The organism is Flavobacterium chungbukense (genome assembly GCF_020805785.1).
GTDB lineage: Bacteria > Bacteroidota > Bacteroidia > Flavobacteriales > Flavobacteriaceae > Flavobacterium > Flavobacterium chungbukense.
Genome location: NZ_JAJGZV010000003.1, coordinates 315554 through 339488, shown reverse-complemented (window position 1 = coordinate 339488; position 23935 = coordinate 315554). Strand labels below are relative to the sequence as shown.

General features: G+C 32.6%; 23 protein-coding genes and 2 tRNA genes. 12 read left to right on the top strand and 13 right to left on the bottom strand.

Annotated features, from left to right (window positions below; translation table 11 throughout):
• Positions 1-13: 13 nt before the first annotated feature.
• Positions 14-1174, top strand: coding sequence for a BamA/TamA family outer membrane protein (locus tag LL966_RS11745; protein ID WP_229353369.1), 1161 nt, complete (start codon positions 14-16; stop codon positions 1172-1174).
• Positions 1175-1257: 83 nt separating this feature from the next.
• Here LL966_RS11745 and LL966_RS11740 read toward each other — a convergent pair whose 3' ends face one another.
• Both LL966_RS11740 and LL966_RS11735 read right to left on the bottom strand, forming a co-directional pair.
• Positions 1258-2118: a CPBP family intramembrane glutamic endopeptidase gene (locus LL966_RS11740; protein WP_229353368.1), complete on the bottom strand. Its 861-nt coding sequence runs from the start codon at positions 2116-2118 to the stop codon at positions 1258-1260.
• Positions 2119-2193: 75 nt separating this feature from the next.
• On the bottom strand, positions 2194-2991 hold the full coding sequence (locus LL966_RS11735) for an AraC family transcriptional regulator (RefSeq protein ID WP_229353367.1): 798 nt from the start codon (positions 2989-2991) through the stop codon (positions 2194-2196).
• Positions 2992-3234: 243 nt separating this feature from the next.
• Between LL966_RS11735 and LL966_RS11730 the strand changes: the two genes are divergently transcribed.
• Positions 3235-4431, top strand: coding sequence for a C1 family peptidase (locus tag LL966_RS11730; protein WP_229353366.1), 1197 nt, complete (start codon positions 3235-3237; stop codon positions 4429-4431).
• Between the two features lie 240 nt (positions 4432-4671).
• Positions 4672-5343 (top strand): hypothetical protein, encoded by a 672-nt coding sequence (locus LL966_RS11725; protein ID WP_229353365.1) that lies wholly within the window; start codon positions 4672-4674, stop codon positions 5341-5343.
• Between the two features lie 12 nt (positions 5344-5355).
• Here the strand turns inward: LL966_RS11725 and LL966_RS11720 are convergent, their stop codons facing one another.
• From LL966_RS11720 to rseP, 5 genes are all read right to left on the bottom strand, one after another.
• A complete protein-coding gene (locus LL966_RS11720) occupies positions 5356-5946 on the bottom strand; it encodes a zeta toxin family protein (RefSeq protein WP_229353364.1) in 591 nt (196 codons plus the stop codon).
• A complete protein-coding gene (locus LL966_RS11715; RefSeq protein WP_229353362.1) occupies positions 5939-6103 on the bottom strand; it encodes a hypothetical protein in 165 nt (54 codons plus the stop codon). The genes LL966_RS11720 and LL966_RS11715 overlap by 8 nt, the downstream gene beginning before the upstream one ends.
• Before the next feature lie 129 nt (positions 6104-6232).
• Positions 6233-6306 (bottom strand) — tRNA-Asn (locus LL966_RS11710).
• A gap of 38 nt (positions 6307-6344) precedes the next feature.
• Positions 6345-6418 (bottom strand) — tRNA-Asn (locus LL966_RS11705).
• A gap of 83 nt (positions 6419-6501) precedes the next feature.
• The gene (gene rseP, locus LL966_RS11700) at positions 6502-7845 is read right to left on the bottom strand and encodes an RIP metalloprotease RseP (RefSeq protein WP_229353360.1); all 1344 of its coding nucleotides are present in this window, start codon (positions 7843-7845) and stop codon (positions 6502-6504) included.
• A gap of 198 nt (positions 7846-8043) precedes the next feature.
• Here rseP and LL966_RS11695 point away from each other — a divergent pair, with 198 nt between their 5' ends.
• From LL966_RS11695 to hflX, 9 genes are all read left to right on the top strand, one after another.
• Positions 8044-8958 (top strand): hypothetical protein, encoded by a 915-nt coding sequence (locus LL966_RS11695; protein WP_229353358.1) that lies wholly within the window; start codon positions 8044-8046, stop codon positions 8956-8958.
• Complete coding sequence (locus LL966_RS11690; RefSeq protein WP_229353356.1) at positions 8939-9571, top strand: ATP-binding cassette domain-containing protein; 633 nt, start codon at positions 8939-8941, stop codon at positions 9569-9571. The genes LL966_RS11695 and LL966_RS11690 overlap by 20 nt, the downstream gene beginning before the upstream one ends.
• A gap of 142 nt (positions 9572-9713) precedes the next feature.
• Positions 9714-10784 carry an NADPH dehydrogenase NamA gene (gene namA, locus LL966_RS11685; protein ID WP_229353354.1) on the top strand — a complete coding sequence of 357 codons (1071 nt, stop codon included), beginning with the start codon at positions 9714-9716 and terminating at the stop codon, positions 10782-10784.
• Positions 10785-10972: 188 nt separating this feature from the next.
• On the top strand, positions 10973-12013 hold the full coding sequence (locus LL966_RS11680; RefSeq protein ID WP_229353353.1) for a Gfo/Idh/MocA family oxidoreductase: 1041 nt from the start codon (positions 10973-10975) through the stop codon (positions 12011-12013).
• A gap of 334 nt (positions 12014-12347) precedes the next feature.
• Complete coding sequence (locus tag LL966_RS11675; RefSeq protein WP_229353352.1) at positions 12348-13565, top strand: MFS transporter; 1218 nt, start codon at positions 12348-12350, stop codon at positions 13563-13565.
• A 232-nt stretch (positions 13566-13797) separates the two neighbouring features.
• Positions 13798-16584, top strand: a complete 2787-nt coding sequence (locus LL966_RS11670; protein WP_415781051.1) for a carboxypeptidase-like regulatory domain-containing protein — start codon at positions 13798-13800, stop codon at positions 16582-16584.
• Positions 16585-16600: 16 nt separating this feature from the next.
• Positions 16601-17950: a DUF5689 domain-containing protein gene (locus LL966_RS11665; protein ID WP_229353351.1), complete on the top strand. Its 1350-nt coding sequence runs from the start codon at positions 16601-16603 to the stop codon at positions 17948-17950.
• Between the two features lie 136 nt (positions 17951-18086).
• Positions 18087-18947 (top strand): hypothetical protein, encoded by an 861-nt coding sequence (locus LL966_RS11660; RefSeq protein WP_229353350.1) that lies wholly within the window; start codon positions 18087-18089, stop codon positions 18945-18947.
• 160 nt (positions 18948-19107) lie between these two features.
• Positions 19108-20343 carry a GTPase HflX gene (hflX, locus tag LL966_RS11655; protein ID WP_229353348.1) on the top strand — a complete coding sequence of 412 codons (1236 nt, stop codon included), beginning with the start codon at positions 19108-19110 and terminating at the stop codon, positions 20341-20343.
• Between the two features lie 154 nt (positions 20344-20497).
• Here hflX and LL966_RS11650 read toward each other — a convergent pair whose 3' ends face one another.
• From LL966_RS11650 to LL966_RS11625, 6 genes are all read right to left on the bottom strand, one after another.
• Entirely contained in the window at positions 20498-21448 is a 951-nt protein-coding gene (locus LL966_RS11650) for a DUF3078 domain-containing protein (protein WP_229353346.1), read from the bottom strand.
• 77 nt (positions 21449-21525) lie between these two features.
• Positions 21526-22035 carry a DUF2480 family protein gene (locus tag LL966_RS11645; RefSeq protein ID WP_229353345.1) on the bottom strand — a complete coding sequence of 170 codons (510 nt, stop codon included), beginning with the start codon at positions 22033-22035 and terminating at the stop codon, positions 21526-21528.
• 83 nt (positions 22036-22118) lie between these two features.
• Positions 22119-22442, bottom strand: coding sequence for an SUF system Fe-S cluster assembly protein (locus LL966_RS11640; protein WP_025570977.1), 324 nt, complete (start codon positions 22440-22442; stop codon positions 22119-22121).
• Between the two features lie 87 nt (positions 22443-22529).
• On the bottom strand, positions 22530-22940 hold the full coding sequence (locus LL966_RS11635) for a GxxExxY protein (protein WP_229353343.1): 411 nt from the start codon (positions 22938-22940) through the stop codon (positions 22530-22532).
• A 137-nt stretch (positions 22941-23077) separates the two neighbouring features.
• Positions 23078-23503 (bottom strand): SufE family protein, encoded by a 426-nt coding sequence (locus tag LL966_RS11630; RefSeq protein WP_229353341.1) that lies wholly within the window; start codon positions 23501-23503, stop codon positions 23078-23080.
• A gap of 2 nt (positions 23504-23505) precedes the next feature.
• On the bottom strand, positions 23506-23931 hold the full coding sequence (locus tag LL966_RS11625; RefSeq protein ID WP_229353340.1) for a hypothetical protein: 426 nt from the start codon (positions 23929-23931) through the stop codon (positions 23506-23508).
• Positions 23932-23935 lie beyond the last annotated feature (4 nt).

The window sequence follows — 23935 nt, the reverse complement described above, 5'->3', positions numbered from 1 at the left end:
CAGATTCTCTTATATGGAAAATAAAAAAACAACTCAAAAAATTATCCTATTCTCACTTTGGTTTCTGTTATCATTTCAGGTAATAAATGCGCAGAAAAAGCATATAAGCGTAAAAGATTCGCTTGATGGTGCTCTCGATTTAAGCGACTACATTATTTATGCACACGGTTTTATTGTTGTCCCAACGGTTATTACAGAACCTGCATTAGGAGGAATTGGAGGAGCAATAGTGCCTGTTTTTCTTAAAAAACACGCACCCGTTGTAGATGAAAATGGAAAAAAACGTTTTATAAACCCAGATATAACAGGGGGAATTGGAATGTATACTGGAAATAAGAGCTGGATGGTAGGTGCTTTTCGTTCGGGCACATTGATAAAACCCAAAATATTGTACCGTGTCATGGCGGGTTACGGAGATATGAATTTATCATTTTATGCTAATAATCGTCCAAACCTTCCAGATCAGGAATTCAAACTCAACTTTAAGTCTACTATTTTTTATACGCAGTGGCTTAAACAATTTAATAATCCGAAATGGAGCGCAGGACCGCAATACCTTTTTTTAAACTCAAAAATAAACCTGCCCGATGTAAATCTTCCGCCACCTTTTGTACAGCCAAAAGATATCAAAAGCACCATAAGTCAGTTGGGAGCGGCGATACAGTTTGATGGACGCGACAATATATTTACACCAGATAAAGGAATTAGGCTTCAATCAGATTTTTTCTGGTCTGATAATATATTAGGAAGCGATTATGATGCCTGGCGCGTCAATTTATCTGCAATTGGATTTTATCCCTTAACTAAAAAATTAATTGGCGGGCTGAGGATTGAAGGGGAACAGGCGTTTGGGAACCCGCCTTTTTATCTTTTACCAGGAATCAATTTACGTGGAGTTCCAGCGGCGAGATATCAGGGAAAAACCAGTATTGTAACCGAAGCCGAATTAAGATGGGATTTTTACCGACGCTGGAGTATTATGGGTTATGGAGGTCTAGCTAGTGCCTTTAACGATTGGGATCAAGCTTTTGAAAAACCAGTTGTTTATAGTTACGGCACAGGTTTTAGATATTTGTTAGCCAGAAAGTTTAAACTCCGAATGGGTGTTGATGTTGCCAAAGGACCCGAAGATTGGGCTTATTATATCGTTTTTGGAAGCAATTGGCTTAGATAAAATGTTTATAAAAAAGTCAATTCCCGATAGTACTACCGGGAATTCTAAATGGTTTTTTTATAGTTGTTTTTTGGTTATAAGTTTTATCTCTTCCAATAAGGTTTGGTAATCCTATTTTTTTTATGGCACAACACCAACAATATTAACGTTGCTAGAGCACAAAAGACAATTGCTTGTATTGATCCTTCTGGCCCAAATGCTCCACCTGTAATAAATTCAGGCCCTTGTATTTGAGCTTCTACTAAGTTATTTGTTTTTTCATTTCCAGATGTAATCGCTCCATAAATTCCAGATTGAGTAAAATTCCAAGCAAAATGTATAGCAATTGGCAACCATAAACTACGACTGTACATAAACGCAGCTCCAAATAAAAAACCTGCAGTTGTAATACAAATTCCAGAAATCAAAGTACCATGAGGATTTGCCAAATGTAGAACTCCAAATAATACTGAAGAAATAGCTAGAGAAATGTAGCTTCCTAGTTTTTCTTCCATTAATCTAAAGATAATACCGCGAACCAAAATTTCTTCGATAATGGCAACGGTAAACATAATTGCAAACGGAATCAGGATAAATGAAACAGGATTGATTTTTACAATACTATAATTTCCGTTAAGGTACATGACCAAAATAGTTAAGGATTGTAAAACAAAACCAATCGAAATACCAATAAATAGATTTTTAGAAAGCCCTTTTACCGCAAATTCTGTTATGATTCTTTTATCATATTTTTTAAAGAAAAAGATATAACTAAAGATGCATGATGCCGAAACAAAAAGTCCTTTTAATAGATTTCTGTAATCTCTATCGAGTGCAGTCAAACCGAGTAATTTTGAAGCAATTTGTTGTCCGATAATAACAACGGCCATAAAAGTAAGTAAGGCAAGAATAATTTTGGTTATTGGAGAATTGAATGTTTTTTGTTTTAAAGTAAGCGTTTCCATTGGTTTGGTTTTAATGATTTGATTAAGCAAATGTATGTGTCATCAAAATCAAAAAATAGAATGAAATTTGCCTTTTTATAATTTTTGAAATTCTTTTGGAAGAAAGCCTGTTTGGGTTTTAAAAGTTCTGATAAAGTGACTTTGATCCGAAAATCCGCATTGAAGAGCTATTTCAGTCAAATTAGCTGGGCTGGATTGTATCAGCGAAAGCGAACGATTAATTTTAATTCGGCGCATATATTCGCCTAAAGTACAGCCAAAATATTTCGGAAAATGTTTAGAAATGGTAATTGGATTTAAATGTAAAAGCTGTGCCAGATCATTTAAATTTGGATTTTCATTCCAGCAATCATTTAATAATTCATTTAAGCTTTTTACCCAAAAAGGACTTTTTTCGAATCGTTCCAAATGATTATTAGAATTAAAAAGTTGCGAAAATAACATTCGAATAGTATCATTAGAAAAAGAATCAGCAGTTTGTGTTTCCTTAAAAATCTTTAGAATCAAAAATTTGGTAAGAGCTGTATTTTGAACCGATTTTTCTATAATGGTTTCATTAATTTCAAGTTCTTTAAGAAAATGTTCTTCAATCTCGATATTAATATTTCTTGAAGGAAAAAGAGTATTTTGGTTCAGATGCAGCTCATCACTATGATAAAAAAGTAGGGAACCTGGACCAACAGTTTCGCTAAAATTCTTGCGTTTTTCTGTTGTGCCTCCATTTAAAAAAAGTGTAATATGAGCATTATTATGCGAATGCCATCCCTCATAGACCTTATTTTGGTATTCGGTTTCTACCACCGCAAGTCCTTCATGGGTATTGAAGATGTTTTTGGTATTACCTAGATATTTCTCTTTTTCCAGTTCGTACATTTCCTATTATGGCGTGGTATTTACAGAGAACCAAAATACTACTTATTTGAGAATCATAAAATACAATTTAAATTTGATTATAAAACGGCTGCTGCTTTTGCATATTTTGTAATCTTTTACACCTTAACGGAAAGATTGTGAAAAAATTAACCCCTACATAGCAATAAATTACAAAAAAATTAATTGTTTTGTAACAAATTAGAAACATTGCAGACTAATTTTGTTAAATCTTAAACATAACTTATGAATACATTTTCATTCAAATCAGTGTTTGCAGCTTCAGTATTTTTGGCTGGAACAGCAGGCTGTTTTGCGCAAGACGTTTTAGTAAATTCACTTAAACTAAACGCTAGCGACAAAAGTAAAGAGAACTTCAAATTTACAGAAGTAATTAACTTAGGAACAACATCGGTAAAAACTCAAGGTTCATCTGGAACTTGCTGGAGTTATTCAACAAACTCATTCTTAGAGTCAGAAATGATTCGTTTAGGAAAACAGCCAGTTGAGTTATCTCAAATTTATTCTGCAAGAAATGTATATGTTGACAAAGGTGTAAACTACGTTCGTATGCACGGAGCAATTACTTTAGGTGATGGTGGAGCTTTGCATGATGTAATCAATATGTATAAAAAATACGGCACTGTTCCGAGAGAAGTTTACACAGGTTTAAACTACGGAACAGACAAAAATAAATTTGCTGAAATGGCAGCGCTTATTGAAGGTGTTTTGTCAGCGGTAGTTAAAAATCCAAACGGAGAATTAACACCAAACTGGCAAAAAGCTTATGCAGCGGTTATTGATTCTTATTTAGGAAAAGTGCCAGAAAACTTCAATTACAAAGGAAAAAACTACACACCACAAACTTTTGCTAAAGAAGTCGTTGGAATTAATCCAGATGAGTATGTAGAAATGTCTTCTTTTACAAACACGCCATACTACCAAAAAACAACTATGATGGTGCCAGACAACTGGTCATTGGATCAAGTTTACAACGTAAAATTGAACGATATGACAGATGTTATCGACAATGCTTTGAAAAAAGGATACACAGTAGCATGGGCAACAGATGTTAGCGAGAAAACGTTCAGCTGGAAAAATGGTGTGGCTTATGTAGCAACTAAAAAATTCGATGATATGACTGCAGAAGAAAAAGCAGACTTATTTAACGGACCAAAAGCAGAACCAGAAATTACTCCAGAAATGCGTCAGGCAGCGTTTGATAACTACACTACAACAGACGACCACGGAATGCACATTATTGGTTTAGCAAAAGACCAAACTGGAAAAGAATATTATATCGTAAAAAATTCTTGGGGAGAAACAAACGACTACAAAGGTTTCTTGTTTGTAACTAAGAACTTCGTAAAATATAAAACTACTGCATTACTAGTAAACAAAGGAGGAATTCCTGCTGAGATTGCTAAGAAATTAGGGGTTTAATTACTCTGGGTTTTTAAGAAAATAGAAAAGCGCTGCAATGAGAATTGCGGCGCTTTTTGATTTTAAGAATATCTAAGACAACAATTTAAGGACTCTTTCTCCCTAATCAGGAACGCTTTACAGAAAAAAAGCATTTTAACGTCTTTCCAAGTTGTTTGTGGAAAATATTAAACAAAACAGCATTAATGAGATATTTTTGATAAAATTTTAAGGCAAAACCTTAATTTTATTGAATTGTTTATGAAAAAGTACGAAAAGTTTTTAAGCATATTTTTATTGATAATTTCTCTTAATTGCTTTGCTCAACGCGCAGCAAATGCGGCTTCTTCAGTAAAAGGACAAACAATATTATTGACAGATAATAAATCAGACAGTGACTTAGTTATTAAATCTTATTATGTAGAAGAAAGAATCAATAAACTGTTTGGAGGAAGAATTATAACTTATGAAGTTTCCAAGCTTGATATGGTCGATACTTATGATTTAGGACCCAATAATGTTCGAACCATAATTCCAAAATATGTAAAAAGAAAACAAAAGATTACTGCGATAGCTGAAACAAAGCCTCAAGCGGGAAATCTAACTGCTTCTTTGCAACCCGTTAAAATCGATATCAAAGCTCCTGCTAAAGAAACGCAATATGCAAGTGTAGATGTAACGGGAACTTATGAAAAAGTATTAGAGAAAGGCTATAAATCGCCAGAAATGCTTCAAAAAGTAGCCGACCGACTTTATTTTGAAGGAAACCTTAATACAGCAGCAGGTTATTATGAACAGCTGTTTATTTTGGTAAAGGATCCAGATGTTATTTATTACTACAGATATGCTCAGTCTCTAAAAGCAATCAATCAAATCGACAAGGCTGCTATTTTGATGAAAAGGTTTAAAAGCGAGACTTTGGTAGCGAAGTAAAGGTTTAATTTCTTAAATTATATTGGGAATCAAAACACCTAAATAATCTGGAATCTTAGTTACATGTAAAACTTTTCCAGATTCGATTGATAAAATATGGGATGGTTTTTCTAAATATTGAGACGTGTCATATAGATCGACATAATCAAAATAGTCGAAAAAAGAATCTAAATTATTGTATCCTTCAAAATAACGTTTTTGGATTTCATTCTCAGGAACAAAATGCCCTCCATTTTCTACACGAATAGCAACTCTTTTTTTAGCTTCTTGAATTGAATCAAGACAAAGAAAAATTAAATGTAAATCATAGCCATTGTTTTTAAATAATTCTGGCCAATGAAGAGGAGTTGAGTTAAAATTTGTTTCGTAACAAAAGCTTAATCTGTTTTCAATAGCATTTTTAATTTGGCTTTCAAGTTCTTTAAAAGCCATTCGGTGTGCCATTAAGTCTCTTATGTCTGAATCCATTAAAGAATTATAAAATCTTAAAAATTCAAGATCATAATCAAAAGGAGTAAATTTGTCAGGTGAAAGAGGTGTAGAAAAAGTTGACTTCCCAGATCCATTACATCCTGCTACAACAAGTAAAAGAGGTTTAGACATTTTTGAATTGTGGAGCTATTGGCGGTTTCTTTTGATCTTTACCTAAAGCAATATTTTTTTCATAGACAGCAACTTGTTTTTTGACAATTGGCATTGTTTTTTCCATTTGCTTTAAAGCAAATTCAATTCTTTCGGCTGTATTTGAAATGTCCACCATAATGATGCAAATTTACAAAAAATATAAATTGAAAGTAAAAAACACTATTAAAAGAAAGAAAACCTTTTTTGATTGTTAAATAAGCATAAAAAAAATACCACTTACAATTTGTAAGTGGTATTTTTTAAGCTCCCCCTCTTGGGCTCGAACCAAGGACCCTCTGATTAACAGTCAGATGCTCTAACCAACTGAGCTAAGGAGGAATCACCTTAAAGGTAAATATGTTTGCTAAAAAAAGTTGCTCCCCCTCTTGGGCTCGAACCAAGGACCCTCTGATTAACAGTCAGATGCTCTAACCAACTGAGCTAAGGAGGAAGTTGTTGCTCTTTTTAGCGAGTGCAAATATAAAACTATTTTTAGTTTCTCAAAAACATTTTCACTCTTTTTTTGACTTTTTTTTACTTGCCTACAATGGCTTTGTAAATGTCGTTACCATTAGCAAATAGTAGTAGTGAAATAAGTAATACAAAACCAACCATTTGCGCATTCTCTAGGAATTTATCGCTCGGTTTTTTACCGCTAATCATTTCGTACAATAAAAACATTACGTGTCCGCCATCAAGTGCTGGAATTGGCAATAAATTCATAACTCCAAGCATAATTGACAACAAAGCAGTGATTGACCAGAATACTTCCCAGCTCCAAGAAGTAGGGAAAATATTGAAAATTGCCGCAAAACCACCCACTTGTTTGTACGCTTTAGTTTCTGGATTAAAAATCATTTTTAATTGTTTTCCGTAACCTACTAACTGATCTTTACCTTTTTCAAGACCAACCGGAATAGATTCGAAGAAACCATATTTTTTCGTACTGATTTTATAATACCCTAATTTCTCCAATGATTTCATATCTAAACCACCAGAAACAACACCCAATTTTCCGTCGTTAGTAACTTTTAAAGTAATTGGAGTTTCTTTCAAATCACGTAAAACTACAGCAGGAATTTGTTTTCCTTTGTTAGTTTCTAAAACCGCTTTTGCTTCATCAAAATATTTAATTTTTTGTCCGTTAAGAGAAAGAATTAAATCTTTTGGTTTTAAATTTTGGTTTGGAGAATCTTCTGCAATCTGACTAATTGCAAAAGGTCTGCGTATTCCAATAAGAAGACCCTTTTCTGTTTTAGAAAGCTGATCAACGAAATCAGTCGGCATTGTAATCGTCTGTTGTTTTCCATTTCTTTCAATCAAAACATGTTTTGCCATTATAACATTCATGTTCATGTCGCTGTCATAGTTTTCTACTGTTTTTCCATCAATAGAAATAATTTTATCACCAGTTTTAAAACCAGCTTTAAGCATAGCAGGATTTTCAATAGAAACGCCATCTTTTAGGTCAGCGTTAGCAATATATGTATCTCCGTAGGCAAAAGCCATACCTATATATATGATAAAAGCTAAAATAAAGTTTACTGTAACACCACCAAGCATAATAATTAAACGCTGCCAAGCTGGTTTAGTACGAAATTCCCAAGGCTGAGGAGCTTGAGCCATTTGCTCTTTGTCCATACTTTCGTCAATCATTCCAGAAATTTTCACATATCCTCCAAGCGGAAGCCATCCGATACCGTATTCTGTTTCTCCGATTTTCTTTTTGAAAAGTGAATATTTAACATCAAAAAACAAATAAAATTTTTCGACTCTTGTTTTAAATAATTTAGCAGGGATAAAATGCCCTAATTCATGAAGAATAATAAGTAAAGATAAACTCAATAGAAATTGAGAGAGTTTGATAACTATATCCATTTTTTATTTTTAGTTCGTATTTAACGCACAAAAGTAGCGTTTTATAATTTAATTTAAGACCGCAAGATAATGTTTAAGGTTTTAAATGTTTGTTAATAATTCCTCTTACTTTTAATAAATTAAATAATGTTCATTTTATTAGTAACGTAATGGTTAATTATGTTACAAATATGAAAACAAAGATTATTTAATGGAAAATTGATTACAATTCTAAAATATTTGTTTACTGTTCGTTTTAGAAAGTTAGTTTCTAAAGGAGATAACATTGCCGTACTTTTAATTGTACTGCTTTATTGGTTTACTGCATATTTAGTTTTTAAAAATTACCAGCATTTTCAAAACTATATTTTAATTTTTTTTCTAGATGTTGTTGGCTATCATTTGCAAAGATCTGATATCGAAATCTTGAAGCTCAGAAAAAATTATAAAGTGATATTGTTCTTAGAATATTTTGTTTATTCCTTGCCTTTTTATTTGGTCTTAGTATTTAAAGGAGAGTTTTTGCTCATTGCAGGAATATTAATTTTTAATGTCTTTTTAATAAACCTTCCAAAGTCAAATTTCAAAACACTAAAATATCCATTTGATTTATTTAATGTTTATTGGCACATCAATTTTAGAAAATACAAACTAATTTACCTCTTCCTTTTTTTACCAATATTGATTTACATTGCCGCAGAATATAAAAACCATAATCTCATTTATTTTGTATTACTGATTTTGTCATTAATAGCTTGTGCGCCTTCTTTTGAAAGAGAGAGAATAGAAGAAATTAAGCAAAACCCTTATGCAGCAGAAAAGTATTTGTGGTATCAATTAAAAAATACAACTCTCAATACTTTTTACATTACAATTCCAATAGCGATAATGCTCTGTGTTTTTCAAATGTGGGAAGAATTAATTTGGATTGGATTTGTATTTATTGCACCATTAGCCAATATCATTTTGAAATATTTATTCTTTAGAAATAACTTGATTCAACAGATTTTTTTCGTGCTATTTATTGCAACAAGTATTTTCCTTTTTGGATTCCCATTGATTATAACGCCTTTTATGTACAAAAAAGCAATTAAAAACTTAAACGCCATTAAATATGCTGAAGATTCAAATTGATCAAAAAAAATACGGCGATAAAATAATATTAGACGATATTAAAATCAATATCGATAAGCCTGGAATTTATGGCGTTATTGGTAAAAACGGACATGGAAAAACGACACTTTTTAAATGCATTTTGGGTCTTGAAAGATATAATGGAAGTTGTTTTCTAAATCAGGAAAAACTAATGCTGCAGAATGCAGGTTGGATTCCTACTGAACCTCCTATTTATGACGAATTAACGGCGAATGAATTTTATGATTTTTATGCCCATTTATTAGATTTGAAAACATTTGTTTTTAATGAAATTTTTGAAGTTCCAGAAAATCAGTTAATTCGTGAATTTTCAACAGGAATGAAAAAGAAAACCTATTTGAATGCCGTTTTTCAAAAAGACTTTCTAATCTATATTTTAGACGAACCTTTCAACGGATTGGATTTAGAATCGAATTATTTATTAATGAATTACATTCGAGAGCTTTCTAAGACCAGCATCGTTTTAATTTCATCTCATATTTTAGAAATTCTTTATAAGGACTGCGATAAAATTTTTCTGCTGAAAGATAAAAAAGTAACAGAATTTGAAAAAAAAGAATTTTCAGAAATAGAGAAAAACCTTTTTAGCTAATGTTCCCAAAAATAGATTTTAATTTAAATGTTTGTTAATTAATAAACATTTAAATATCTCGTTTTAACAAGATACTGTAACTTTACTTTTTGAACATTTACCTATACTAATTGGTAGTATAAAATCATTTAAAGTTACAATTATGGCTTCACAATTATTTTCTCCCTTAACTATAAAAAACATTACATTAAAAAATAGAATCGTCATTTCTCCTATGTGTCAATATTCGGCAGAAGATGGTTTTGCAAACAATTGGCATTTGGTTCATCTAGGAAGCCGAGCAAGCGGAGGCGCCGGGCTAATTATTCAGGAAGCCACAGCAGTTTCCCCAGAAGCCAGAATTTCGCCTTCAGATCTTGGAATTTGGAAAGACGAACATATCGAAAAACTAAAAGAAATCAACCAATTTATTGTTTCTCAAAATTCAATTCCAGGAATTCAGTTGGCACACGCAGGAAGAAAAGCCAGTGTATCTTCTCCTTGGGAGGGAAATAAAAAATTAGATTTCGCTCAAGGCGGATGGCAGACCGTTGCCCCTAGTGCGATTCCGTATCACGATAATGAGCCTTTTCTTCCAGAAGCTTTGGATCAAAACGGAATTCAGAAAGTAATTTCAGATTTTAAAACAGCAACAAAAAGAGTAGTCGAAGCAGGATATCAGGTTTTAGAAATCCATGCGGCGCACGGTTATTTATTGCATCAATTTCTTTCTCCATTAACAAATGTAAGAACCGATGAATATGGTGGAAGTTTTGAAAACCGAATTCGTTTTACTTTAGAAATTATCGAAGCAGTTCAGACAGAATGGCCTTCTAATTTGCCATTATTTGTTCGGATTTCAGCAACAGATTGGGCAGAAAACGGTTGGAATCCAGAAGAATCAGTACAGCTTTCGAAGATATTAAAAGAAAAAGGAGTAGATTTAATCGACGTTTCGTCAGGCGGATTAGTTTCGCATCAAAAAATAACACTTGGTCCAGGTTACCAAGTTCCTTTCGCAGAAAAGGTTAAAAAGGAAGCAAATATTTCAACTGGTGCCGTTGGTTTAATTACGGAGGCGAAACAAACCGAAGAAATTTTAAATAACGGTCAAGCCGATTTAATTCTGTTCGCGAGAGAATCTTTAAGAAACCCAAATCTTCCGTTGGATTTTGCGAAAGAACTAAACGACGATATTCAATGGCCAAAACAATACGAAAGAGCTAAACTTTAAATATTTTTATTAGCCACAGATTACACAGATTAAAATGATTTTTTTAATGTTTTTCGCCACCAATTACACAAATTTTCACGAATTTATTTAAGTTTTTTGAGCACTATGATTTGTGTAAATTTGTGTAATTAGTGGCAAACAGAAATCCTTTTAATCCATATAATCTGTGTCAAAAAAATCACAACAACATGCAAAAAATAAAAACAGCATTATTATCATACGGAATGTCGGGAAAAGTTTTCCACGCTCCATTTCTAGATATTCACCAAGGATTTGAATTATTAGGTTCTTGGGAAAGAAGCAAAAAGTTAATTCAAGAAGATTATCCATACGTAAAAAGTTATGCTTCTATAGATGAATTATTAAACGATGATGTCGATTTGGTAATTGTAAACACGCCAGTTGGAACGCATTACGAATATGCGAAAAAAGTACTTTTGGCAGGAAAACATGCCGTTGTAGAAAAAGCATTCACGACAACAGTTGCCGAGGCGAAAGAACTAGCATCAATCGCAAAAGAAAAAGGTTTAAAATTGGCAGTTTTTCAAAATAGAAGATGGGACAGTGATTTTAAAACCATCAAGAAAATTATTGACGAAGGAACACTTGGCGATTTAATCGAAGCAGAATTTCATTTTGATAGATACAATCCGTTATTGAGTCCGAAAGCGCATAAAGAAACAGCCAATGACGGCGCAGGAGTTCTAAAAGATTTAGGACCGCATTTAATAGATCAAGCCGTTAGTTTGTTTGGCTGTCCGAAAGCGGTATTTGGCGATATTCGAGTAACAAGAGAAAATTCTGTGGTAGACGATTGGATCGATTTAACCTTGTTTTATTCTAATTTCAGAGTTAGACTAAAAGCAGGATTTTTTGTGAGAGAAGCCAATCCAGCGTATACCATTCACGGAAAAAAAGGTTCTTTCTTAAAATCTCGTGGAGATGTTCAGGAAGACGATTTAAAAGTGGGAAAAAAACCAAACCTAGAATCTTGGGGAACAGAAGATGAAAATCTGCAAGGTCTTTTACATACAGAAATTGATGGTAAAATAGTAAGAGAAAAAATTCCGACACTTCAAGGTAATTATTTCAGTTTTTTTGATGGTGTTTACGATTCGATTGCTAACAATAAAGAAGAACCCGTTACGGCGCAAGATGGCGTAAAAGTAATGCAGGTTATAGAGGCTGCAATTGCAAGTAATGCACAACAAAAGGTAATAAGCATATAATAATACATTTCATAGGAATGTTTCGTTGGTAGAAAAAAAATAATGTTAATAATATAATTTTCTACCGACGAAATGTCCGTACGGAACACAGAAATATAGATAGAAAAGGAGCGGTGTCAAAATTTGAGACCGCTCCTTTTTTTTGCTTTAAGAAATTTTGCAATAAATTATAATATTAATGAACCCGAAAAATTGTAATTTTAATAAGAAGAAATCAATTGAAAACTTCTTAATTTATAAACAATAACGTTGTATATTGTGTATAACATTAGACTTTATAGGCTTTGAAGCACGTTTTTAGTATTTTTGAAAATATCACAAAATCAAAATCAATATGCTGATAAATTTTAATCCATTAGCGCTTTTTCAGACCAAAGGTAAAATCAAGAAAGTATTTAGAGAAGCAAAAGCTTCTTATTTAAATCGAGTTCGTTTTGCCGTTGGAATGTTTTATTTCGGAATGGGTTTGAGTTTCGCAACATGGGCCATTAGAATTCCAGATATTAAAACAGCTCTGCATTTAACCGAAGGCGATTTAGGTTCTATACTTTTTGCGCTTCCGGTTGGACAATTAGCGATTATGCCATTTTCAGGAAAAATGGTAACGAAATTTGGAAGCCATCGTATTTTGATTTTTTCTTTAATCATGTACGTTTTCTGCCTTATTAATTTAGGTTTAGCAACAACAGCATTACAATTATCTCTCGGCTTATTTTTGTTCGGTTTATTCGGAAATCTAGCCAATATTGCCGTAAATACACAAGGAGTTTATACCGAAGTTTTGTTTAAAAAAACAATCATGTCTGCATTTCACGGAATGTGGAGTTTTGCAGGATTTACTGGAGCATTAGTAGGTTTAGGAATGCTGACTTTAAATTTGAATCCGCTGCATCATTTTATAATTGTTGGAATAATTGTTTTACTGATGGTGGCATTTAACTTCAAGTTTTTAGTTAGAGCAAAAGAAAAAGCAAAACCAAAAGAAGAAAGAAAAAAACTATTTGTAAAACCAGACACGGCTTTACTTTGGCTTGGCGTTATCGGATTTTGCAGTATGGCAAGCGAGGGTGTTATGTTTGATTGGAGTGGTGTTTATTTTAAAGATATTGTACAAGCGCCAGGACCTTTAGTAGTTTTAGGCTATACTTCTTTTATGATTATGATGGCAGGCGGAAGATTTTTAGGAGACGGATTAATCAATAAATTTGGGCGTGAACGTGTTATGCAGATCAGCGGTGTTATGATCTCAGCAGGACTTTTTACAGCTGTTTTTCTTCCTTATATTATTCCGTGTACGATAGCATTTATGTTTGTAGGTTTGGGTGTCGCAACCATTGTTCCTACCGTTTACAGCATAGCGGGGAAAAACCCAACAGTTCCCGCAGGCGAAGCCTTGACGATTGTTTCCAGCGTAAGTTTCTTAGGTTTCTTAATGGGGCCTCCAGTAATTGGACATATTGCACAAAGTTTCGGACTACAGTTTTCTTTTGCCTTTATCGGAATTTTTGGTGTACTGATAGCTTTTATGGTTTCTAAAATTAGAACAACTTAATTTACGGGCTATATTAATTAATATTTTACTAAATCAAAATAAATTTGTAAGAATTAACTGTTATTTAAATATTTTATTTATATTTGAATTATAAGCACATTGCTTAAACATTAAAGTTTCTTTTCCAAAAACCAATTTTATCTTTTGAATAAAGGATTGCGATCCTAAAAATTATTTTCAAAATGAATTGGAACTTTTAATGGTAAAAAAGTACTTCACAGTTTTTATTCTAATGTCTTTTACTTTTGCGTTTGCGCAGCAGGAAATAACGGTTACAGGAATTGTTATTGATACCCGAACACAAAATCCGCTTGAAAATGTGGTGGTGACCGTACAAAACACAGCTGTAATGCAGCTAACATCAAAAGCGGGACAATTTGAACTTCATATATTCCCCAAAAAAGAGCAATTACTTTTGCTCAGAAGTCAGGGATACAAAGATTTTCTTTTAAAATTCCAATCTAATTCCGGACAGAATATAAATCTCGGAATATTACAATTAGAAGATACATACTCAGATGAGGTTCCGGCAGCATTAATCACTTTATCTGACAGTGATTTCTCCGATGATAATAGTTCGTCTGAAATGACTTCTGGACTTTTGCAATCGTCAAAAGATGCCTTTATGCAAGCTTCTGCATTCAATTGGGGGCAGGCTAGATTTCGAGTTCGAGGTTTAGACAGCGAAAACGGAACGATGATGTTAAACGGAATGATCATGAATAAAATCTATGATGGAAGACCACAATGGAGCAATTGGGGTGGCTTAAATAATGTACTTCGCAATCAGGAATTTTCAGTTGGTACAGCCGCTTCCAATTATACTTTTGGCGGAATATTAGGGACACAACAAATAACCACAAGAGCTTCATTATATAGAAAAGGAACATCGCTTACCTTTTCCGGAAGCAACACAACTTATACAGCAAGAGGAATTGCAACTTATGCATCTGGAATGAATAGGTCTGGATGGGCTTATGTATTTTCGGCTGGAAAAAGATGGGCTGATGAAGGTTATTTTGAAGGAACAAATTTCAATGCAGACTCTTTTTTTCTCAGTGTTGAGAAGAAACTAAACAATAGAAATTCTCTCAATTTTACGGGATTTTATACACCAAATTCACGCGGAAAAAATTCACCAAATACAAATGAAGTAGTGAATTTAATGGGTGAAAAATACAACTCCTATTGGGGATTTCAGAATGGAGAAAAAAGAAATGCAAGAATAAAAAATGTAGAAGAACCCTTATTGATTGTTAATCATTATTTTAAAATTGATGCTAAAACAAATCTGAATTCGAGTGTAATGTATCAGTTTGGAAAAGTGGGAAATAGTACTATTGATTATCAAAATGCAGACAGTCCAGATCCTGTTTATTATAAAAAAATGCCAAGTTATTTTAGTTCGTTATATGAAAAAGACAAAGGAGAATTTTCAGGAGAGTTTACTCCTGATTATGAAAATGCGGAAAAAAATAGAATTTCATTTTTAGCAAACCCACAGATTGATTGGAATGAATTGTATTTTGCAAATCAGAAACTGGGTCAAAATGGTTTTGAACCTGCAAAAAGCCATTATGTTCTATATGAAGACAGAACCGATGATCGAACTTTTGCAATAAATTCAAACCTGAATACGGAAATTACTCCAAATATTTCTTTTGACGGAGGGTTTACTTTTAGGAAATTAAAGTCACATAATTTTCAGTATTTATTAGATCTTTTAGGTGGAGCCTATTTTGAAGACATTGATGCGTTCTACAAAGGAAGTCTTTCACAGTCCGATTTGCAGCATCCAAATAGAGAAGTCAGAAAAGGGGATACTTACGGGTATAATTATAATTTACTGGCTAGTACTTTGGACGTTTTTACGCAATTTAAATTCATTTACAATAAAACAGAATTCTATCTGGCACAATCTTATTCGATGTCAGATTATCAGCGGGAAGGACTGTACCAAAACGGATTATATTCAACGACTTCTTTAGGAAAAAGTGACAAAGTCAATTTTGAGAATTTTGGTTTCAAAGGCGGATTTACCTATAAAATTTCAGGAAAACAATTGCTGTTTTTTAATGCTTCACATTTGACAAGAGCTCCATCTCTTCGAAATATTTTTTCAAATTCGAGATTAAATAATTCGATAGTTGACGGAATTGAAAGTGAAAATATCAGCACAGCCGAAGCCAATTATGTGTATCGTTCTCCAAAACTTAAACTGCGTTTTACGGCTTATTACACTTTAATTAAAAACACTTCAAAAAGTTCCTTTTTCTATGCCGAAGGAATTTTTGACAACGGAGCTGGCTACGATGCTACAGATGCGTTTGTGAGTCAAACTTTAACGCATTTGGATAAGAAAAATACAGGAGCAGAATTTAGTTTTGAATATCAACTTTCAGCAACATTCAAAGCGACTTTGTGTGCAGCATACGGAAATTATGTTTACAGCAGTAATCCGAATGTATCAATTACAAATGATGCAAATTTAGCAAAAGATGGAATGCAGACTACTTTTGACTTTGGCAGAGCATTGCTTAAAAATTACAAACAACCGGGAACTCCACAGCAAGCTTATTCGTTAGGATTGGAATATAGAGATCCGAAGTTTTGGTGGATTGCAGCAAATGTAAATTATGTAGCAGAAAGCTATATTGATGTTTCTCCAATTTCAAGAACTCCTCAATTTTATATTAATCCAGCAAATAATTTTCCTTTCTCTGAGGCGACTTTTGAGAGGGGAAATGAATTACTAAAACAAGAAAAATTCGATCCCATATCATTATTAAATATAAGCGGAGGAAAGTCTTGGCGTATTCATAAAAAGTATATAGGTGTTTTTGCCAGTGTTAACAATGTTTTCGATACAATGTATAAAACGGGAGGTTTTGAACAAGCCAGAAATGCCAATTTCAGAGCGCTAAATCAAGATGTTTCTAGCGGAACGCCTTCATTCGGACCAAAATATTATTACGGTTATGGAAGAACTTATTTTCTAAACCTTACAATTGGATTATAAATCAAAATTTATTGTCATGAAAAACATATTTTTAAACACATTGTTTGCAATATTATTATTCATAATTACTAGTTGCAGTACCGAGGTAGAAACTCCAAAATTGGCTTGTACGCAACCAGATTTCAAAGTAAATAGGACTGTAGAAAAAGTGTATGAGCTTTCGAGTAACACAGCGAAACAATATTTGTATGATGATGTAATCGAAGGATATGTCGTATCGAGCGATGAAGAAGGAAATTTTTTCAAAGCTATTTCATTGCAGACCAAAAGAACCGACAAAAATCCTGCAATTGGATTTAGTGTTCCCATTGATGCATCAAATACTTATATTGATTATCGCGTTGGAAATAAAGTCTATGTAAAACTTAAAAATCAATTTACAGATTTGTATTATGGAGGATTAAGAATTGGAAGCTTGTATGTTAGTAATGCTGGAGATCCAACAATTGGCAGAATTTCGCAAAATGAATATAAAAATGTACTAAATGCTTCTTGTAGTATAATTGATGAGAATCTGTTGGTTGAATCAATTTCTGTAGAAGAAGCACTCAATGATAATAAATTAAACACTTTAATAGAATTAAACGATGTTGAGTTTACAGAAGCAGCTTTAGGACATCATTATTTTGAAGAATCAAATAATGTTGGCGGATCTACAAATTGGAATTTACGAGATAAAACGGGAAATCAAATCATTTTTAGAACCAGCAGTTATGCAAAATTTGCAGATCATTTTGTGCCAGAAGGAAGCGGAAAAGTGAGAGGAATTCTAACAAAGTTCGGAACAGACTATCAATTGATGGTTCGCTCTGAAAGCGACATTGTAATGAATGGAAAAAGAAATACTCCATTTTTTTCAGAAGATTTTCAATCGGTTAAAAACAATGTCAATTTTGTTTTACCTGGATGGAGTAATATAGTTGAGAAAGCAGCGAAGTTATGGAAAAGCATGGTTTATGCAGGAAATGGCTATGCAGAATTTAATACTACAAGTACAACAGCGGCAGAAAATGTCGCTTGGCTGGTTTCTCCCAAAATTAATCTGACAGGTTATAAAAATGCAGTTCTTTCTTTTAGAAGTGCGCAACATGATTTAAAAGTCGATTCACCTTTAAATACTTTAGAAGTCTATGTTTCAAATAATTTTGACGGTTCAAGTGTAACCAAAGCAAAATGGATCAAACTTGAAGCAAAAGTTTCAAATCTTTCAACGCCTAGCCGCGAATTTATAAATTCAGGAGGAATTGATCTTTCTGCCTATTCCGGAAATATTAACATTGCTTTTAAGTACATTGGATCTGGAAAAGACAAAACTCTAAACGGTGCTTTTATGGTCGATGATATTAAGATATTTGGAGAAAAGTAAGTTTCAATTTTTAAAACGTGAATTAATCTGTTGATTTTTATGATTTTATTGAAAAGTTTGTAGTTTTTGTAGTCCAAATTCCTAAAATCTAATTGAATTTTGTATTTTGGTCATCCCAAATCAATACAAATATCACATGAAAACCTACTTAATTGCCATCTTAATGATGGTTTTTCCATGCGTAATACACAGTCAGGACGCTCCAGTACGACTGAAACAAATCAACATTGTAAAGACTAATTACCAAAATTCTAAAGACGGTGAAATTGTAAACAAAACATTTGTTTTTAAAGATGGTAAACTTCAGACAGTAACAACTTCAGATGTTGTACAGCATTTCTTTTACAATAAAAACGGCTTGCTGGATATGACCGTAAAAGATAAAGTGGGAAGCGATTGGAAAGAAGTTGTAAATTATACATACAATGCGGATAACAATATTATCAAATTTGTAAAAAAATATCAGGAAGGGCCAAATTATATTACAAAAACAGTTTCTTTTTTTTATGAAGGTGCACGAATAAAAGTAACTACTAAAAAAAGCACCAATCACCAGAATTTGGTTGATGATATTGAATATCTTGTGGAAAACGGTCTTATTGTAAGACGTACTTCACGCGATAGAAATAAAGCAATTATTGGAAAATTAGAATATGTTTATGTAAATGATAATGTATCTAAACATAAAGGATTGGTTGGAGACAAAATCTCGAAAACGTATACCTATGATGATAAAAAATCGGTTGACCAATTGATTGTACAAAGTCTGTTCGGAGATAATTATAAGGTTATTGTACCAATGATTTCATACCATGAAGAAGAATTTGATTTTGAATCTATTTCTTATAATAACGAAATGAATTTCAGTCCTTCGTCTACAGCTTTAGTTGCTGTTAGCAGAAAATACAAATACAACAAATTAAATTTTCCAATTTCTTGCTCTCAGATAGAAGAAAACGGAATTGTAAAAACAGAGAAAACATTTATTTACGAATAATTTTTTTTTAAAAAGACCATTTGGAGGTGGAATTTTGCTGAGGTAAATCTTGGCAGAATTCCATTTTTTTTATGTCGAACTTTTAGATATAAATTTAAAAACCAAATTGTGTAATTGATTGTAGCTGACAAATGATTAAATTTGCACCTTATTCAAGAATATGTTAGAAAAAGAAGTTATAAATTTTGAGAGAACGGTAATTGTTGGAATCGTTACTCAAAGTCAAAGTGAAGAAAAACTAAATGAATATTTAGACGAATTGGAGTTTTTGACTTTTACCGCTGGCGGTGAGGTGATAAAACGCTTTTCGCAGAAAATGGAACGCCCTAACCCGAAGACTTTTGTAGGTACAGGAAAAATTGATGAAATCAATCTTTTTGTAGTAGAAAACAAAATTTCTACTGTCATTTTTGATGATGAATTAACGCCTTCACAACAAAAAAATATTTCAAGAATTATAGATTGTAAAATTCTAGATCGAACCAATTTAATTCTGGATATTTTCGCGCAGAGAGCCGAAACGTCTTATGCAAGAACGCAGGTAGAATTGGCACAATGCCAGTATTTACTACCGCGACTTTCTGGTTTGTGGACACACCTTGAGCGTCAAAAAGGGGGTATTGGTATGCGTGGACCTGGGGAGACGGAGATTGAAACCGATAGACGTATTGTACGTGACAGAATTTCGTTATTGAAAGAGAAAATCAAAACGATTGATAAACAAATGGGTGTTCAGAGGAGTAATCGCGGCGCAATGGTTCGTGTAGCTTTGGTTGGATATACCAATGTTGGAAAATCGACTTTGATGAATGCGATAGGGAAAAGTGATGTTTTTGTTGAGAATAAATTATTTGCAACTTTAGATACAACAGTTAGAAAAGTGGTTATCAAAAACCTGCCATTTTTGCTTTCAGATACAGTTGGTTTTATTAGAAAATTACCAACACAATTGGTAGATTCTTTTAAAAGTACTTTGGATGAAGTTCGCGAAGCAGATTTGCTTTTGCACGTTGTAGATATTTCTCATCCCGATTTCGAAGACCATATTGAATCGGTTAACAAGATTTTGCAGGAAATTAAAAGCAATGATAAACCAACGATTATGGTTTTCAATAAAATCGATACCTATAAACATCTTACGATTGACGAAGACGATTTGATTACGGAAAGAACCCGTAAACATTATACTCTTAACGAATGGAAACAAACCTGGATGAGTAATGTTGGAGAAGATAAGGCATTGTTTATTTCGGCGAGACAAAAAGAGAATTTTGAAGAATTCAGAGAAAGAGTTTATGAAGCAGTTCGACAAATTCATATAACACGCTTTCCTTACAATAAATTCTTGTATCCTGATTATAAAGATGCAATCGAAAAAGAAGAAGAGCAGGAATAAATTAATTTAGCGCAAAGAACGCCAAAATTATATAAACAAAAAGTTCGCAAAGCTAAGATCATTATAGCTTTGCGAACTTTATCTTTATAGAAAACTAACGAATAAAAATCTTAGCGTTCTTTGCGTTAAAATTAATCAGGTTTCCAGCTTCAAATTAAAATCCAAAATTAACTCCTAAACCAAATACTTGTCTGGTTTGAAGTCCTCTGAAAGCATTATCATCATATATAGCTTGAAAAGCAAAATTTGCAGATAAGAATTTATTAATTTTCATAATGATATTCAAAGAATAATTGATATCAACATTTTGCGGATCTTCTAAATAATTTGAATAAAGGTTTAAAGTATTTTCTGCGGTTACGTTGGTCATAATCGCTAATTTATAATAAACAGATGCATAAAAACCCAGTTCATATCGCATGGTTTTACCTTCGTCAACTCCAAAATAATCCCCATCTACATATGGCAAACCTGTAAATCTATCAATTCCGCTTGTATAAGCATTGTCTACAAAAGTGAATTTTGAAGTTAGAGGAGCAAAGTTTATTTTCAAATTTTCGTCCTTAGACCAATAAATACCAGGTCCAGTTGTAAGATATCCAGGAGACATAAACTTAGTTTGTTCTGTTCTGATTTCTTTTCCATTGGCATCTTGACCATAAATATACCCCGTTGTAAATTGGGTTCTAAAATTTAGAAAGAAAGAATAATACCAATCGCCAAAAGCTCGTTTACCCAAAATAGAGTTGAATTCTAATCTATCGTCGGTTTTTTTGCTAAAATCGGTATTTTTAGTTTGCAGTAAACCGTAAGAGGCAAGGACTTTATTATCCCAAGTTACGTCGTCTTTTTTATAATTAAAATCATAATTGATTCCGAGTGTTCCTGAGAAACTGTCTTCTCCACCAGCAATCCAGTTGTTAAAACTCGACTGATTTAATAAAAGTGATACAATTCCTTTTGCCTTCCAGCCTTCTTTTTCAATAGTGTCATTGAGTTTTTTTACGGCTTTTTCAGTATTTTGAGCTAATTCTTTTTCAGTGTTTTGGGCTTGAACAAAAGTAAGATTTGCTAAAACGAAGAGTAATAAAAAGATCTTTCTCATGGTATCTAGTTTAAGTGTGTAATCAAATATACTAAAAACCAATTGAAAGATAAAGGTTGACTGCCTGTTATTGCAGGTTATTTCTTAGATTCCTTATATAAAGGTACTGCAGAACAAGCCTCACCATACATAATACTTCTGGCAAAGGGTTGCAAATACGTAGTAGCTAATATATAAGCACGCATTGGAACGGGTTTTCTAGAACAGCCTTTTACAATTACTGGTTTACTTTGATAAACGGAGTAATCTATTTTGCTTAAAATTTCTTCATACAAACTTCCGTCCAAATCTTCTATTGTTCCGTTCACTACTTTTTTGGCAAAAGGAGCTAAATGAACACTTACTAAAATTAATGCCCATGCCGGAATAATAGCGTCTGTACTGCAATGTACAGCGACATATTGGTCTTGATATTGCGACCAGTCATGATTTTTAAGATGTTCTCTAAAGTCTTTTTCTTTTAATAAAAAGCCTTCTAAAAGCCATTGCGAAATGTCAATCTGCACACGCATTCCTTTTGGATAATAATCTTCTAAATCAAAAACTTCCAAAGCACTATTGGCAACTTTGTTGATGATTTCTTCCATTATTTAAGTCTTAAAGTCAAAGGTCGAAAGTCATAAAGTCTTTTTACTTTGGACTTTATGACTTTCAACTTTATGACTATTTTTTAAAGCATTCCTAATTCTAATTTTGCTTCTTCGCTCATTAAATCTTTGCTCCAAGGCGGATCAAAAGTAATTTCTACTTCAACATCTTTAATGTGTTCGATTGTTTTTACCTTTTCTTCCACTTCTCTAGGTAAGCTTTCTGCAACTGGGCAGTTTGGAGATGTTAGAGTCATTAAGATTTTTACTTCGTAATCTGTGTTTACCATTACGTCATAAATTAATCCTAATTCATAAATATCTACAGGAATTTCAGGGTCGTAAATTCCTTTTAAGATTCTTACGATTGATTCTCCTAATTCGTTTGTGTCTATTTCTTGTTCCATTGTTTTTGTTTTTTCCACCATATAAGTAATTTAAGAAAATTTAAGTTTTGACTTGTACTACCTAAAATGTGTTTAATAATTGTTTTTTTAATCTTCTAGCCAGCGATATAATTCGTTGACATATGTTTTTTGACCTTCATGATAAATATTTGTTACATTAAAATTTATCATTAGCCCTATTGGGGACTCTAGAAGTTTCATATAAGACATTAGTTTGGCGACGTGTATTGGAATAATTTGATCAACTGCTTTTAATTCAAGAACTAAACAGTTTTCAATAAAAAGATCACATCTGAGATCTGATTCTAATTCTAACCCTTTGTATTCAACAGGAATCTTCAATTCTGATTGAAAATTAATTCCTCTTAATGAAAGTTCTTTAATCATGCATTGATGATAAATGCTTTCTAAAAGTCCTGCCCCAACTTTTCTATGAACTTCAATCGCCGCACCATTGACTTGATATATTAAATCAGTCAAATATTTCTTTGTAATCATTACTTTTTTCAGCAATAATAACAAATAAAAAAGAAAGATAAAACTTACTTTTTTTGTTTTTTCTCCATATAAGTAATCTAAGAAAATTTAAGTTTTGTTTTAAATGAACTTATATCACTTATATGGTTTAAAATTTCTTAATTTTTGTTTTTAGCATCAAAAGCCAAAGCGTACATCTTGATGTTTTTTATCATCGAAACCAAACCGTTGGCGCGTGTTGCAGATAAATGTTCTTTTAAACCAATTTCGTCTATAAAATCAGTATCAGCTTCCAAAATGTCTGTTGCTTTTTGATTGGAGAAAGCGCGAATTAAAATTGCGATTATTCCTTTAGTCAAAATGGCGTCGCTGTCTGCGGTAAAAACGATTTTATCATCGTTTTGCTCGCCTTGCAACCAAACTTTTGACTGGCAGCCTTTGATTAAATTTTCGTCTGTTTTGTATTCTTCTTTAATTAACGGAAGACTTTTTCCTAATTCAATGATGTATTCATAACGTTGCATCCAGTCATCGAACATTGAAAATTCGTCTATTATTTCGTTTTGTATCTCTTTTATTGTCATAATTATTCTTTAGCAAAATCAACTAATAAATTTACTAGTTTTTCAATTTCTTTTGGCGGAAAACCATTATCAAAACCTGGTGTTTCGTATGTCTTTCCATCTTTAGTTATTTTTAAATTTCCTATCGCGGCGCCATCATAAGTTCGTTTGTCTGTTGGTGCTTTTAATGAAGAAAGATTTTCTAAATTCACTTTTGAGTATGCAGCCACAATCTCGTTCCATTTTGCATCATCAATATTGATTTTAACAGGTTCTGCATTACGCTGCGCAGTAACCAAAATGGATTTGTTTTGCGCTACTATGGTCTTATAATAACCTCTAGAATGTGCTGAATATTCAATTTGAGTTGAAGTCATATCTGTTTTTTTCTGACTGCAGCATCCAGTTGCAATAAAAACGGTTAAAAGCAATAAAGACAATATTCTCATAAGA